Below are 14277 nucleotides of genomic sequence, written 5' to 3'. Positions count from 1 at the left end.
ACCGAACACCCGACCAGAACCTCACCACCACCGCGCCCTGGACCTCACCCTGGCTACCCGACAGTTACGGACAAGACTTCTGGCCAGGCGCTTAGGTGTCGCCCTCAAGGTCACCAGCGACAACAGCGACTGATCTGAGTGAGAACTGAGCGCCTCGAAGGCACGCTCGAATGCCCGATACGCCACCATGTGATCCGGCACCGGCTGATTCTCGGCCACGATGTACGTCCCGAGCAGAACCTCGGCCACCCCTGGACCCGCCGGATCCGTCTGCTCCCGGCCAGGCCTTCTCGAGGTACCTGCCTCGATGCGCTCGACAGCGATCACGGCGGTGATGCGACTCTCGGTGCCCTCGTCGAGACAGGGATCGGCCCCGGGCACGGTCCGCGATCCGAACGGGAGTAGTGGCGGGCAACCTGTCCATCGGTTTGGCCAGATCGCCGGCTGACCTGAACTCCACTGGCGTACGTCCCAGCACCCTCTCCACCTCGCCATCGGGTGTGGGCTGCGCCAGCGAAGCCCCATCCCGCTCGGATGACAACACAGGACCCGGAGCCCGGGCCTCGGACGGACATCCGAGGCCCGGGCCACTGCCTCAACCGGCATGCGGTCGAATCCACAAACCAGCTGTCAACGCTCCGACAACCGGTGATCCCGTACGAGTCCGGGAAAGTTGACCCCCCGGAGCGTGGTCGGTCGCGGCTGGCGCGGTTTTCCTTGGCCAGGAGTTCGCGGCGTTGGCGGGTGCGGTAGGAGTCACCGGTCAGGGTGAGGACCTCGGCGTGGTGGACGAGGCGGTCGATCATCGCCGCAGCGGCGACGTCGTCGGAGAAGGTCTCGTCCCAGCGGCTGAAGGGGAGGTTTGAGGTGACCATGACCGAGCCGACCTCGTAACGCGACGCGATGAGTTGGAAGAACAGGTTCGCGGCGTCTTGGTCGAACGGGATGTAGCCGACCTCGTCAATGACGATCAGCCGGTAGCGGCGGATCTTCTTCAACTCGGTCTCGAGGCGGTTCTGGTGGTGGGCGACGGCCGCGGCGGCTTGGCCTGCCGGGTCGTTGAAGCAGTCGGTTGACCGGATGCGATGGAACCTCCAAGTGCGAGACTCGGGCAGTCACTTGACGGCTCCTTGCATCAGCGCCTTGACGAAGTTGCGCTGGAAGATCAGGAAGATCACCAGCGAGGGCAGGATGATCAGCAGGGATCCGGCGCAGAGCAGCACGATGTCGGTGCCGTACTGGCCCTGGAAGGCGCCCAGCCCGCCGGCAACGGTCCGTTTCGTCGGGTCGTCGACGAGGACGAGGGGTAGCAGGTACTGGTTCCAGCTGGCGAGGAAGAAGAGCACAGATAGTGCGGACCACGCCGAGGTGGCGAGCGGCAGGTGGATGCGGCGGAACGTCTGCCAGGTGTTGGCGCCGTCGACTTTCGCGGCTTCGGTGAGCGCGGGCTCGGTGCCGAGAAAGTGTGCGCGCATCCAGAAGACGCCGAACGGCATGAGTAGTCCGATGAGCGGCAGGACGATCGCCAGCCGCGTCCCGAGTAGTCCCATGCTGCGCAGGTCGTAGTACAGCGGGGTGATCAGCGCCTCGAACGGCAGGGTGAGTCCGACGAGGAGAAGACCGTAGATCGCCTTACCGAAGGGCACGTTCAACTGAGCAAGGGCGTAGCCCGCGGCGGTGGCCATCGCGACCGTGGCCGGTACGACGCCAAGCACGATGAGGGCACTCGAGCGGAACAGCGCGACGAAGTTCGCCGCGCTCCACGCGTCGACGAAGTTGTGCCAGTGCGGGTCGCTGGGCCAGCTGAGGCCTTGCGGCGTGCTGCCCGGCGCCGCCAGTGCCGTGGTGAACATGCTCAGCAGCGGCACCACGGCGAACAGCATCAGCGCGAGCAGGATCCCAGTGCGTGTTACTCGATGGGCGAGGCCCGATGTGGTCATTTCTGTCTCCCGAGACGCTGGATCGGCCAGATGACCAGCAGCACGACGACGGTCAGGAACACCGCGAGCGCCGAGGCTTGGCCGACGTGCTGTTGCAGGAACGTCAACCGGTAGATCTGCACGCCGGGCACCATCGTCTGGTAGCCGGGACCGCCTTGCGTCGCGATCTGGACGACGTCGAAGCTCGCCAGCGCGGCGATGATCGTGAATGTCGCGCACACGACGAGTTCGCGCCGCAACCCGGGCAGCGTCACGGCGAAGAACTCTCTGACCGGCCCGGCCCCGTCCAGCCGGGCCGCCTCGTACAGTGCCGGGTCGATCTTGCCGATGCCCGCCAGCAGCAGCACCGTGCAGAAGCCGAGCATGACCCAGACCCCGATCACACCGACCGCGGGCAGAGCGAAAGTGAAGTCACCGAGCCAGGCCCGCGTGTACTGATCGAGGCCGACCGCGCGCAGGATCTGATTGACCAGGCCATCCGAGGAGTACATCCACGTCCACGCGATACCGGCCGCGACCAGCGGAAGCACCTGCGGGACGAACAGTAGGACCCGGGCGGTGGTGCTGAACGCGCCGGGCTTCAGTTCGCGGATGAACGACGCGGCGACTAGACCGAGCCCGACCGGCAAGACCGTGTAGAAGATGACGAGGACGAACGCGTTCAACACGGATTGCAGCAGCTCCGGCTGGGTGAAGATCGCTTTCCAGTTGTCCAGTCCGGCGGGCGTCGCCGGCCCGATGCCGTCCCAGTCGTAGAACGAGTACTGCACGGACTGGAGCATCGGGAACAGCACGAAAACGGCGTACATGCCGAACGCTGGCGCAACCCAGAGGAGCGCGCTCCAACTCCGCCGACGTGCGGATGGGCGCCGTGCGGCGGGTTGTCGTGCCGCAGGAACGCTCGACGGGTCGGTCATGGTCGAAGCCTGCCGCATCGCCTGCGGGGTCGAGACGGACGGCACCGCATCACCCCTGGGTCGGCTCGCCGCGATCATCGCCCGAGATCGCGCTCGTAGTCGGACTGCACCTTGGCCGCGAACGCCTCGGGCGTCGTCTTGCCGGCCAGCAGCAGCTGCGTTTGCGGGATGAGGCTGTTGACGTGGATCGAAGCCGTCGCGTCAGCCATGAAGCCGGCCAGCCCGTTGTTCTTCAGCAACTCCTGGAACGCGCTGACGGTGGCGGCGACCGCCGACCCCTCGGGCGCGGTCGGAGCTGGCGCGTCCGACGGGCCCGCCGGCACCAGCCCGCCGAGGGTCACCGTCTCCTGCCGCGCCTGCTGGTCCGTCTGCACGAAGTCCAGGAACGCGGCCGCCACGTCAGCGTGGGGTGACTTCGCCGGGATCCCGAGGTTGGCGGCAGCGGTCATCGCGTACGACGGCCCACCGGCAACGTCGGGCGGGAACAGGAAAAACCCGAACTGACCGGATCCGGTCTTGTCGAGTCCCGGAGCCTGCCAGTTACCGCTTGGGAAGAAGACACCGTTGCCCTTGATGAACTCGGCCGGTGCCCGGGTCTGGTCGATGTCGTTCACGTCGGCCGGCAGGTATCCCGCCTGCCCCCAGCGTTGCAATGTCGTGGCGGCCTTGACCGTCGCCGCCGTGTCGATGCTCGCGCCAGGCTTGGTGTAGTTCCAGTCCTGGACGGCTTGCGCGTCACCGGCGTACGACATCGCCAGGTTCTGCAGCGGATAGACGCTGCCGCCGTCCTTGCCGTTGGTCATGATCGGCTGCAGCCCAGCGTCCTTCGCCTTGGCGAGCAACTGCTCGAACTCGGCGACAGTCGCCGGTGGCCGCGTCATGCCGATCCGCTGCGCAAGCGCCTTGTTGTAATACACCCCGGTCAGGCCAAAACCAGCGCCCGCGGCGTACAACGAGCCCGTCCCCCGCTGTCTGCCGTCCGGGCCGACGCGGGTGGAGGCGAACTGCGACTGCGGCCACTGGTTCCACCCATACGCCTCCGCATACGGGTCGAGGCTGATCAGCAGGTGGTCCTTGGTCAGGTTGCCGAACTGCGGCACGCGGACGAGGTCGGGCACGTTGTTCCCGGCGAGAGTACGCGCGATGGTCGTGGTCAAGGTGGCGTAGTCCTGGTTCTCCACCTTGACGGTCACGTTGCTGTACTTGGCGCGGAACAGCTCGCCGAGAGCGGTGTAGAACGGGACGTCGACGCCGCTGGTGACGAGCAGCTTCAGGGTGACCGGTTCGCTGCCGATATCGGTGGAGACCGGCTTGGACGGCACCGGGCCGGCTTCGGAGTTGCCGCCGGGTGCGCAGGCGGCCAGCAGCAGGGCAGCCGCCGCGGCGACGCCGGCCGCCCGGAAGGTTCCGCGGTAATGGATCAGTGATCGCACGAGAAGTCCTTAAGGCTCGATGGTGTGGGTTGACTGGAACGCGCGGCGTACGGCGTCGCCAGCCTTGCCAACGGCGTGATGCGCGTCGGTCATCACGGCGAACATCTCGAAGAAGCCATGGATCTGCCCCGCGTACTCGGTCAGCTCGACCGGCACGCCGGCCGCCTCCAGACGCCGGGCATAGTCCTCGGCCTCGCGGCGGAGGAAATCGTGTTCGGCCGTGATGATCGTCGCAGGCGCGACACCGCGCACAGATTCAGCGTGCAGCGGGGATACATACGACGCCTTGCGGTGTGCTGGGTCGGGAGCGTACGTCGCCCAGATGTGCTGGAGCCGACGGTAGCTGTTGGAGCCGAAACCCGACCGGCCCGCGAAGGTCTCGTACCGCCGCCGGAACGCGACCTTGTAGTCGGTGTTCTCGACGCTGTCGAGTGCCGGGTAGACGAGGAGTTGGGCGGCCAACCGAACGCCTTCATCACGCGCTTTGAGCGCGGCCGCCGCGGCGAGATTGCCGCCCGAACTGTCCCCACCGACAGCCACGCTGCCGAAGTTGTGGCGTGCCCAGGTGACGGCCGTCCAAGTGTCGTCAAAGCCGGCTGGAAACGGGTGCTCGGGCGCGAGCCGGTAGTCGATGGACAGGACCCCGCACGCGGCCCGGTTCGCGAGTGCCCGGGCGACGCCATCGGCGGTGTCGAGGTCTCCGTGAATCCAGCCGCCGCCGTGCGCCCAGACCAGCACCTCTCGTTCCGCACCCGTGGGCAGATAGAGCCGAGCCGGTACGCCGTCCGCGTCGACCGACTCGACAGAGGCCACCGGCGCCGGCTCGCCGGTCACGGCCAGGACCTTCGCACGTGCGTCCGCCCGCACGGCCGCGATGTCGGTGGCCCAGGGGTCGGGTGATGATCCGGAACTGTCCAGGAAGGCCTGAACCTGCTCGTGCGGCCGCAGCGGAGTGTCTTCCTCACGGACGACCGGGGTTCCCCGCCGGGAAGCTGCACTCATTCGATCGCACCTCTCGCCAAAGTTAAGACTGAGCACTCAGTCTGTTTCGCAGAAGCTACCGAGTGCTCAGTCGGTTTGTCTATACTTGGCGATGACCGTCCCCGACCATCGCGAGGAGATCGACCGTGCCCCCTGCCCAGAAGCCCAAGACCTCAGCGAAGGGCCTCGAGACACGGGACCGCATCGTCGACGTCGCCGTACGATTCATCGCCCGCAACGGAGCGCGCGGCACCAGCCTCGCCGACATCGCGGCCGAGGCCGGCGTGTCACAGACCGGGCTGCTCTATCACTTCCGCAGCAAGGAGGCCCTGCTCAACGCCGTCATGGATCGCCACCTGGCCTTCTCCGAGCAGTGGCTGTGGGGCGACGGACCCGACCCCGGCATCAAGATCGTCGACATCATCGCCAAGCACATGGCCAGCTGGCCCAGCCAGCACGACGGGAAGGTGGCCAGCCTGCTCGGCATGAACACCGTCGTCCTCGGCGAAAATGTCAGCCCTGACACCGACCTCCACCCACGGCTGGTCGATGGCTACCGAACGACGATCGACCGCGTGACGGCGACCCTCCGGTCCGCACAAGAGCGCGGCGAGATGCGGGAGGACATCGACCCGCAGCTCAAGGCAATGGAGATCATCGCTTTCTGCTACGGCCTCGAGGCCGCGTGGTTGGTGGACCCGACGATCCCGGTCGCCGCAGCAGCCGCCCAATGGGCGGCACAGCAGAGCAGGCAGTTGGCGACCGGGTCGGCGACGTCCTGACGACACGCCCCCGGGAGTCCGGCACTCATCGAAATGTTCACGGGCCGCGCTGCCGGCGAGCAATGAACCCCTCTGCCCTCTTGTTCGCGCGGGTGGCTGGCCGGTTCGGTCGGGCAGAGCCTCGGCGGCAGGCGCGAGCGTACTTGAGGTTCCCCCGATAACGCGAAGGGTTGATCAGCAGGCGAGAGCCTGCTGATGGGTGCGTTCGCAGGGCTCGGCATATCAATTCGCGCTTCCGACTTCGAGAAGAGGTCACGGCCTCCATCGTCCCTGGTCAGCACCCCCTACCCGCAATCAGAACGGAGACCTCTTCCTCTCCCCAAGCCGCTCGCCGCCAACGCTGGCCGCCGCTCCTGCACGCACCCTGCTCCCAAGGAAACGTTCAGCACCTCTTCTGCCCCTTACCTGCCGCTCCCCCACACCTGCCCCTGGCAGGCAGAATAGAGAGCCGCTGAAGTCCGTTCAGCGCCGTTGAGCGCAGCTGTGTCAAGGAACGGTCCGCAACGCTCTGACCAGGACAAACGCAAACAGCCGCAGGTCGGGCGGAGACGACCCGCGCAGGTCAGAGCCATTGGGAGCCGTTCAGCGCCGTTGGGTGCGGCCCGCTGCTCCCAATCTGCTCCCCCGATTCCCGCCCGAATCGGTGCCGGTCTCGCCGGCTCCGTGGGCGATGCCGGACCGCCACCGGGCTACTTCCTTCTTCTCGGCAGGCAGCCAAACTAGTGCCGCTGGTACCTGTGTAAGTCGCCTGACTCTCCACGTCAGCCACCGATCACCTGCGCGGCCTGCCGCCCTACGGGGTGGACGCGTCACACCATCGAGAACAGGGCATGCGGTTTCGCGTATGCGTTGCCCTGGGGACCGCCGCACCGGTGCAGCTCAGGTGGACCGCGTGGCATGATCGCCACATGCCGCAGGTCCGCCACTCGTCCCGCACGGCCCAGGTGTGCCGTGACCACGAGGCGACCCTGCCGCCGACCTGATGGGCGCCCGCGGTGGCCGCCCAACCCCGTCGGTCGACGGGCGGGCGGCACCGCAACCCTCGGACGTGTCGGGGCACCCCGACCCCGCGGTGGCCGAACCGAACAGCTTCGGACATCTGCTGCGCCGGCACCGCACCGATGCCGGCCTGACGATGGAGGAGCTCGCCACCGCGTCGCGGGTCAGCGTACGGGCGATCGGCGACATGGAACGCGGACGCAGCCGGGTGCCGCAACGGCGTACGGTCGAGGCGCTGGTGCGGGCGCTGAACCTGTCGCACGGCGCGGCCACCGCGCTGCGCGACAGCGCCCGCGCCGGCCGCCGCGTCGGCCGGCCGGCGCCGGCGCTGGCACCGCCGCGAACCGTCGCCGACTTCACCGGTCGTCACGGCGAAATGGCCTGGCTCGGCGAACTCGTCGCCCGCAGCGCCGAACCCGCCGACCGGCAGGGTGCTGCGGTGGTCGGGGTCGTGTCCGGGCCACCCGGCCTGGGCAAGACGGCGCTCATGGTGCAAGCCGCGGCCCGGTACGCCGCGTCGTTTCCCGACGGTGTGCTCTTCGTCGACCTGCGCGGTCTGGACGCCGACCCACCACGCCCGGAGGACCTGCTGCTGCACCTGCTGATCGCGCTGGGGGTGGAGGAGAGCCGGATACCGGGCGACGTGCACGCCCGAGGCGCCCAGTACCGGGCCCTGTTGCGCGAGCGGCGCAGCCTGCTGCTGCTCGACAACGCCGCCGACGAGGCGCAGGTCCGCCCGCTGCTGCCTGGCGCCGGCAGCACGATGACGATCATCACCAGCCGGCGTGCGCTGGCCGGCCTGGAGGCGGTCGACCGGCTCACCCTGCCGGCCCTGACCGCGGGTGAGGCGGTCACCCTGCTGCAACGGATCATCGGACCGGAACGCGCCGTCGCCGAGCGGGACACCATGCTGCTCGGCCTGGCGCAGGCCTGTGGACACCTGCCGTTGGCGCTACGGATCGCCGGTAACCGCCTGCTGAGCCGACCGGGGTGGAGCATCGGGTACCTGTTGTCTCGGCTCGCCGACCAGGACGACCGGCTCGACCTGCTGGTCGCCGGCGATCTCCAGATCGCCGCGCCCTTCATGCTCTCCTACCGGCAACTGTCCGCCGCCGCCGCGGCGACCTTCCGGCGACTGTCGGTGCTTCCCGGCCCGGACGCCGGCCTGGAACTGGCTGCGCGGGCGGCCGGGCTGAGCCCGCGGGACACCGAGGCGGCCCTGGAGGAGTTGGCCGAACTCGGGCTGCTCCAGCCGGCCACCGACGGCCGCTACCGGTTCCACGACCTCATGCGGTTGTTCGCCCGGACTCGGCTGGCGGCCGAGGAGAGCGCGGCCCAGCGGCGGCAGGTCGAGGACCGGGTGGTCACCTGGCTGCTCGACACCGCGGTCGCCGCCGGACGGTGGTTCGAGCCGGGGTATGCCCGCACGACCGACGGCGGACCGGCCCCGGCCGGACGCACCGTCGAGGTCGGTCCTTGGACGAATGCGGAAGAGGCCGGCCGCTGGATCGAACTGGAGGGCCGCAACTGGCTCGGTGCGCTGCGGGCGGCCTTCGCCGCCGGCCGGCACGCCGAGGTGATGACGGTCGCCGACTCCATGCACTGGTTCTCCGACCGCTGGACGCACTGGGAGCACTGGCTGGAGGTGTACCAGATGTCGGCGGCCTCGGCCGAGGCGCTCTGCGACGCCCGCGGCCAGGCGGTCCACCTCAACTACGTCTCGTGGGCGTACACCGTCTGCGCCCGTCGCCCCGACCTGGCGGAGGCACCGGCCCGGGAGGCACTGCGACTGGCCGTCGCCGCCGGCGACCTCAGCCAGCAGGGCTGGGCCTGGACGTACCTGGGAGCGGCGGCCCGGCGCCGCGGTGACGCCGCAAAGGCCCGGGCGACGGCCGCGGAATCGTTGCCGTTGTTCGAGGCCGCCGGCGACTGGGACGGGTATGCGCAGGGGCTCTCCCTGCTGGCCAGCAGTCTTGCCGGTGCCGGCCGGCACCGGGAGGCGATCACGCAGTACCGGCGGTTGGAGACCCTGCTGGCCGACCCGGCCCGGGCACCGTCCCCGCCGATCAGTGACCTCACCGCCGGTCACCTACATCTGAATGTCGGCCTGAGCCTGCTGGCACTGCGGCGGTGGGCGGCCGCCGCGGCCAGCCTCCGCGTGGCGCTGCCGCTGCTCCAGCGAGCCGGCGTACGGCAGAGCGAGGCGCGATGCCGGTACGGGCTGGGCGGCGCGCTGGCCCGGCTCGGCCGGCTCGACGAGGCCCGGGCCGAACTGCGCCGCGCGGTCCGGATCGCCCGCCACGTCGGGGCGGCGGATCTGGTGGACCGGGCCCTGGGCCGGCTCGCCGAGCTCGGGGCGCCCGCGAACCGGCGGGTCTCCTGAACGGCGGGGGCCGGGCAGATCGTGGCCGGCCCCCGCGCGTCCGTCACCGGTCTACCTGACCTCGTAGGCCCGGTAGACGGTGGTGGTGACCGTGTTCCCCGCGGCGTCGACGGCGGTGGCCCGCAGCGACACGAAGCCCGACAGCTTTCTCGGGTGCTCGACCGTGGCGGTGAACTCCCCGCGCTTCTCGGTAGTCCGCGCCGGGACCCAGGTGCGGCCGTCGTCGAACGACACCGACACCGTCGCCGACTCCACCCGGCCGGCGGTCTCCTGCTGGGTGAACGTCAGCGGGATGCTCACCTTGCGGCCCGCCCGGGCGCTGTTGTCCAGCTCGAGGGCTGGCCGGAACCCGATCGACGTGAGCGGCAACGCTCCCGTCTGCCCGGCCGAGGTGGTGAACGTCCACACCGTCTCCACCTGCCGAGACAGCCGGTACGGCTCGGGCAGGTCGAACGCGTACCGCATCCGGTACGTGGTCGGCTCGGCCGCCACCTCCCACGAGCCGTACATGTAGTCGTACCCGCCGATCAGCGTGTCGCCCCGGTGCAGGGTGAACTCGTGGTTGTCGATCGCGTACGGCAGGCCGACGTGACCGGCCCCGTCGGCGTATTCGGTGAGGCTGGCCCGGATGGTGTCGCCGTCCCGCAGCACCGCCGGCGTTCCGGGGTACGGCGCTGCCAGGGTGACGGTGAGCGCCGCGCTGTTCCACCGCTCGTCGTGGCTGCGGCCGGCCCGGTAGGTGACCTCCTTCGGCGCCTCCAGTTCGAGCATCAGCAGGTCACCGGCGACGGTCCGCTCCCGGATGCTGGACAGCCAGCTCACGTCGTCGTTGTAGTACTCGGTACGCCGGGCCGGCGTCACCACCCCCGGCAGTTCGGTGCTCAACATGAACCCGCCCCCGTCGAGGTCCGGGTCGGGGGTGCTGTTGGCCCGCCACGCCGCCACACCGGTCGCGTTCTGCGCGTACTCGGCGTGGACGGTGGCCAGGTCGCGCCGCGGGACGTGCCGGACCAGACCGGTGATGAAGGAGCCCTTGACCCGCCAGCCGAGGTGGTAGACGTCCGGCGCCCGGTCCCGGCGGGCGGGGCCCTGGAAGACCGCGTGCACCTGGGTGGTCACCCCCGGCAGGCCGGTCGGACCGATGTCCGCGGTGAAGATGCCGGCGAGGTCGCCCGAGACACCGGCGTACGTCCACAACGGGTCGCCGGTGCGCAGCACCATGACGGACGCGTCGTACGGCTGCGCCCCGCGGTCGGGGACGGTGATGTCGAGCGGCTTGGCCCTGCGCGCGTCGAGCACCACCTCCTGGTCGGCGTCGGCGACGATCCGGTTGTTGGTCAGCAGCGCGATCGTGCCGTCGGGGTTCTCGATGTAGGCGGACAGCCGCCAGGAGCTGTTCAGCGGTACCCGGATCGACGCGCTGGCCGAGTAGAACGTGTGGCTGGCGTAGTTCTGCGGGTCGGGGTTCACCAGCTCGATCATGACCGTGCCGGGGGTCTGGCCGGTCCGGTCGACGGCGGAGATCGCCAGGCCCGCGGCCGGCTCCTCGTGGTAGACGCTGAACGGCGTCTGCAGCTTCACGTCGCCGCCGGTGGCCACCAGCCGCCCTTTGAACAGGCCGTACGAGGTGCTCGCCCGCTCGTCCACGACGACCTGGACGGTCGCCTCACCGCCGGCGGGCACGGTCAGGGTGCTCGCGCTCAACGTCAGCAGGCCCTCCGGCGCGTCACCCTCCAGGGCCAGGTCGAGCGTCACCGGCCGGTCCCCGGGGTTGCGGTAGGTGAGGGTCCGCCCGCTGGGCTCCTCGATGTGCGGCCACTCCAGCACGCCGAGGCTCAGCGACGGCGGCGAGACGGTGACCGGCCTGCCCAACGCCTTGGCCACGTCGAGGAAACCGGTGCCCTGGGCGAAGACGTCGTACGCCGGGTTCGGCGCGGCGGTGGCCATCAGCGTCTCTTTGAGCTGGGTGGCCTTCCAGTCCGGGTTCGCCTCCAGCAGCAGGGCGGCGGCACCGGCCACGTGCGGGGCCGCCATCGAGGTGCCGGTGCCGGCGAAGTACGACCCCACCGGAAGGTGTCCGAGCGCGCTCGGCGACCGCGCCGCGACGATGTCGGTACCGGGTCCGCCGATGTCCGGTTTGATGCCGTAGTCGCCGATCCGCGGACCGCGCAGGGACGACCAGTTCAGTTCGCCGGCCTTGTCGAAATTGGCGACCGACAGTGCCGCGTCGGCGGTCGACGGTGAGCCGACCCGGAACTGCCAGCCGTTGTAGTTGCCGGCGGCGATGACGAACAGCGTGCCGTGTTCGGCGGTCAGGTCGTTGACCGCCTGCTCCAGCGGGTCGACGCCGGGGGCGTCCTGGCCGCCCAGGCTCATGTTGACGATGGACGCGCCGGACTCGACCGCCCACTGCATCGCGGCGAGGATGGCCGAGTCGGAGCAGTTGCCCCGGCCTTCCACGTTCCAGCACACCTTGCCGTCGAGCAGGGTCGCGCCGGGGGCCACACCCACGTTCCTGTCGTCCGAGGCGGTGCCGCTGCCGACGATCGTCGACGACACGTGGGTGCCGTGGCCGTTGAGGTCCAGGGCGGTCTCGATCTCGGAAACGAAGTTGCGTCGCGCGACCACCTTGCCGGCCAGGTCGGGGTGGGTGTCGTCGATACCGCTGTCGAGGACCGCGACCTTCACGCCGGTGCCGTCGTAGCCGGCCGCCCAGGCGGTCGGCGCCCCGATCATCGGCACGCTGGCATCCAGCGTGGACTTGCGGACGCCGTCGGCCCAGATCTTGCCCGGGCCCGCCGACGTACGGATCGTCTGCCAGGTCTCGGCCAGGTCGGCGACCGGCGCCTTCGTGGCGAAGCCGTCGACCGCCTCCAGTTCGCGCCCGCCGGCGAGGCCGCGTACGCCGGTCGCGTCGGAGACCACCAGCGGCAGGTACGACAGTTCGTCGAAGCCGAACTCGAGCAGGGCGGTGACGTTGAACAGCCGCTCGTCGAGCCGGTCGGACTTCAGCAGCGGGATGGCGTCGGACGGGATGACGAAGTCGGACCGGTCACGCTGCAGGCGTACGAAGTGGACGCCGTCGCGGGGGGCGACGGTCACCTGCGTGCCGCGTACGGTGACCTGGTCGCCGGTGATCAGGGTCAGCGTCCGCGCGGGCTCCGCGTCGCCGGTGTCGGGGGCCGCCGGAGCCGATGGCGTGGCCGGGGGTTGGGCCGCCGCGGGTGGGACTCCGACCAGCAGGGTCACCAGCATGGCGCCGAGTGCGCCGTACGCCAGTAGACGGCGTTGTCGCATGGGGGTCGTCTCCGCTCAGGGATGATCGGTGCTTGTCCGATCGGATCTACAGGGGTTGCTCGGAATGAGGCCAACCGTATGTTTCGCGGCGAGGACGACCTGGTGCCGCCGCGATTTCGTGGGCGGCGGCCGCCGTGCCAGGTGGACGACGTCGTAGCAGGCCAGCGCGTTTCTGCCGCGCCCTCGCTGTGACATTCACCATCCCCGATCACGTGATTTCCGCACCGGCTTCTGCCGGTTGTTCTGCCGGGGCGACGGCCGAAAGCCCGGTCAGGGCCGTTCTCGGCCCATCCGGGCGCCGGTGGTCGAAGGTGGATGCCGTCGGTGAGCGGCACGGCGATGCCGGCACCTGCGGACAGCGTGTACGTCTGATCGTCGATGATGGCCGTCACCGGGGGAAGGGACTGTAAATAGCTCCTCTGTCAAGTCTCGGGCCACAACCGGTCGGGTGCGGTTGCGGTGAACTGCCGCTGGACCAGGTCCGGGGCGGTCGCGGTCGCCGCGGTCTTGCGGCGGAGTTGCCGCGCCGGCGTCGGTGGGCGCCTTCGATACCGGCCAGCCGCATCAGTCGGGCCACCGCCTTGCGGATCCAGCGGTGGCCGCGTTCCCGCAGTTCCGCGGTGAGTCTGCGGGCGCCGTAGACGCCACGGTGTTCGGCCCACGCCTGCCGGGTGACCTCGACACGTTCCCGGTCGAGCCGGTCCCGTTCGGTGGCGCGTCGGTGTCCCTGTCGCAGCCAGTCGTAGAAGGCGCTGTGGCCGACGCCGAGGAGGGGCGGCACAGCAGACGGACCGGATACGTGGTCTTCTCCGCGACGATGAACCGGTACACGTCGGTCCGGTTCACCGCTCCGTCTCGCGTGCGAAGAAGACCGCGGCTTTTCTCAGGATCTCCTTCTCCAGTTCCAGTTGGGCGACCTGCCGCCGCAACCGCAGCAGCTCAGCCCGCTCGTCAGCGGCCAGATCGCCGGGCCGGCCGCCGTCACGTTCCTGTCGTAGCCGAGCGACCCAGTTACGCAGGGTCTCGTGATTGACGCCGGGTTCCCGGCCGACGTCACGGATCGTGCGGCCGGAATCGAGTACCAACGCCGCGGCCTGGCGGCGGAACTCCTCGGGGTACTTGCTCTGTCCAGACACAGCGGTTTCCTCCTCCTCGGCAGGATGCCAAGTCAGGAGGTGTCTGTTGCAGGTACGCGTTGCTTGCCGTACCGGGCGTAGGCCGTGCCGGGATGCAGTGCCTCGGTGGCGGCACCTTCGACAATGACGGCGTTGAAGCCTGAGATCAGGAGCCCTGTGATAGGCGCGATGGGCAAGGTTGTCGAGCAGCGAGTGAGCGCTGGAGGGGTCTAGTAATGCTTTGTTAGGTCGTTGTGGCGTGTTGCTTGTATGTGGATCGTGGCGGTGTTTGGCTGCCGTGTGTGGATGAACGCGAGCTGGCTCGGGTGCGGGCGCGGTTAGAGGACTTCGCGGCAGGGGTGTTCGCGGGGTTGCCGCGTGCGGATCAGCGTGCGACCGGTCTGCGGTATCTGCGGGGGTTGATGCTGGA

Annotated in this window: 9 protein-coding genes and 1 pseudogene; 2 read left to right on the top strand and 8 right to left on the bottom strand. The window is 69.5% G+C overall.

The annotated features are described in order from the left end of the window. Positions 1-734: 734 nt before the first annotated feature. From AB0I42_RS36455 to AB0I42_RS36435, 5 genes and pseudogenes are all read right to left on the bottom strand, one after another. A pseudogene (locus tag AB0I42_RS36455) lies at positions 735-1034 on the bottom strand (ATP-binding protein); the annotation flags it as partial. A gap of 81 nt (positions 1035-1115) precedes the next feature. After that, the gene (locus AB0I42_RS36450) at positions 1116-1940 is read right to left on the bottom strand and encodes a carbohydrate ABC transporter permease (protein ID WP_357544337.1); all 825 of its coding nucleotides are present in this window, start codon (positions 1938-1940) and stop codon (positions 1116-1118) included. After that, a complete protein-coding gene (locus AB0I42_RS36445) occupies positions 1937-2902 on the bottom strand; it encodes a sugar ABC transporter permease (protein ID WP_357544336.1) in 966 nt (321 codons plus the stop codon). The genes AB0I42_RS36450 and AB0I42_RS36445 overlap by 4 nt, the downstream gene beginning before the upstream one ends. Before the next feature lie 29 nt (positions 2903-2931). Continuing rightward, a complete protein-coding gene (locus AB0I42_RS36440; RefSeq protein ID WP_357544335.1) occupies positions 2932-4290 on the bottom strand; it encodes an extracellular solute-binding protein in 1359 nt (452 codons plus the stop codon). Positions 4291-4299: 9 nt separating this feature from the next. Then, positions 4300-5292 carry an alpha/beta hydrolase gene (locus AB0I42_RS36435; protein ID WP_357544334.1) on the bottom strand — a complete coding sequence of 331 codons (993 nt, stop codon included), beginning with the start codon at positions 5290-5292 and terminating at the stop codon, positions 4300-4302. Positions 5293-5417: 125 nt separating this feature from the next. Here AB0I42_RS36435 and AB0I42_RS36430 point away from each other — a divergent pair, with 125 nt between their 5' ends. Together AB0I42_RS36430 and AB0I42_RS36425 are read left to right on the top strand one after the other, a co-directional pair. Next, the gene (locus AB0I42_RS36430) at positions 5418-6053 is read left to right on the top strand and encodes a TetR/AcrR family transcriptional regulator (RefSeq protein WP_357544333.1); all 636 of its coding nucleotides are present in this window, start codon (positions 5418-5420) and stop codon (positions 6051-6053) included. 1048 nt (positions 6054-7101) lie between these two features. Next, positions 7102-9435: a helix-turn-helix transcriptional regulator gene (locus AB0I42_RS36425; RefSeq protein WP_357544332.1), complete on the top strand. Its 2334-nt coding sequence runs from the start codon at positions 7102-7104 to the stop codon at positions 9433-9435. Positions 9436-9486: 51 nt separating this feature from the next. On the opposite strand, the gene AB0I42_RS36420 is transcribed toward AB0I42_RS36425, so the two are convergent. From AB0I42_RS36420 to AB0I42_RS36410, 3 genes are all read right to left on the bottom strand, one after another. Next, positions 9487-12732, bottom strand: coding sequence for a S8 family serine peptidase (locus AB0I42_RS36420; RefSeq protein WP_357544331.1), 3246 nt, complete (start codon positions 12730-12732; stop codon positions 9487-9489). 388 nt (positions 12733-13120) lie between these two features. Next, complete coding sequence (locus AB0I42_RS36415) at positions 13121-13513, bottom strand: IS3 family transposase (RefSeq protein ID WP_357544330.1); 393 nt, start codon at positions 13511-13513, stop codon at positions 13121-13123. A 61-nt stretch (positions 13514-13574) separates the two neighbouring features. Then, on the bottom strand, positions 13575-13868 hold the full coding sequence (locus AB0I42_RS36410) for a transposase (RefSeq protein WP_357544329.1): 294 nt from the start codon (positions 13866-13868) through the stop codon (positions 13575-13577). Between the last annotated feature and the right edge of the window lie 409 nt (positions 13869-14277).

Origin of the sequence: Polymorphospora sp. NPDC050346 (assembly GCF_040655695.1) — a bacterium.
In the GTDB taxonomy this organism is placed as follows: Bacteria; Actinomycetota; Actinomycetes; order Mycobacteriales; family Micromonosporaceae; genus Polymorphospora; species Polymorphospora lycopeni.
This window is presented reverse-complemented; position numbering and strand designations above follow the sequence as displayed.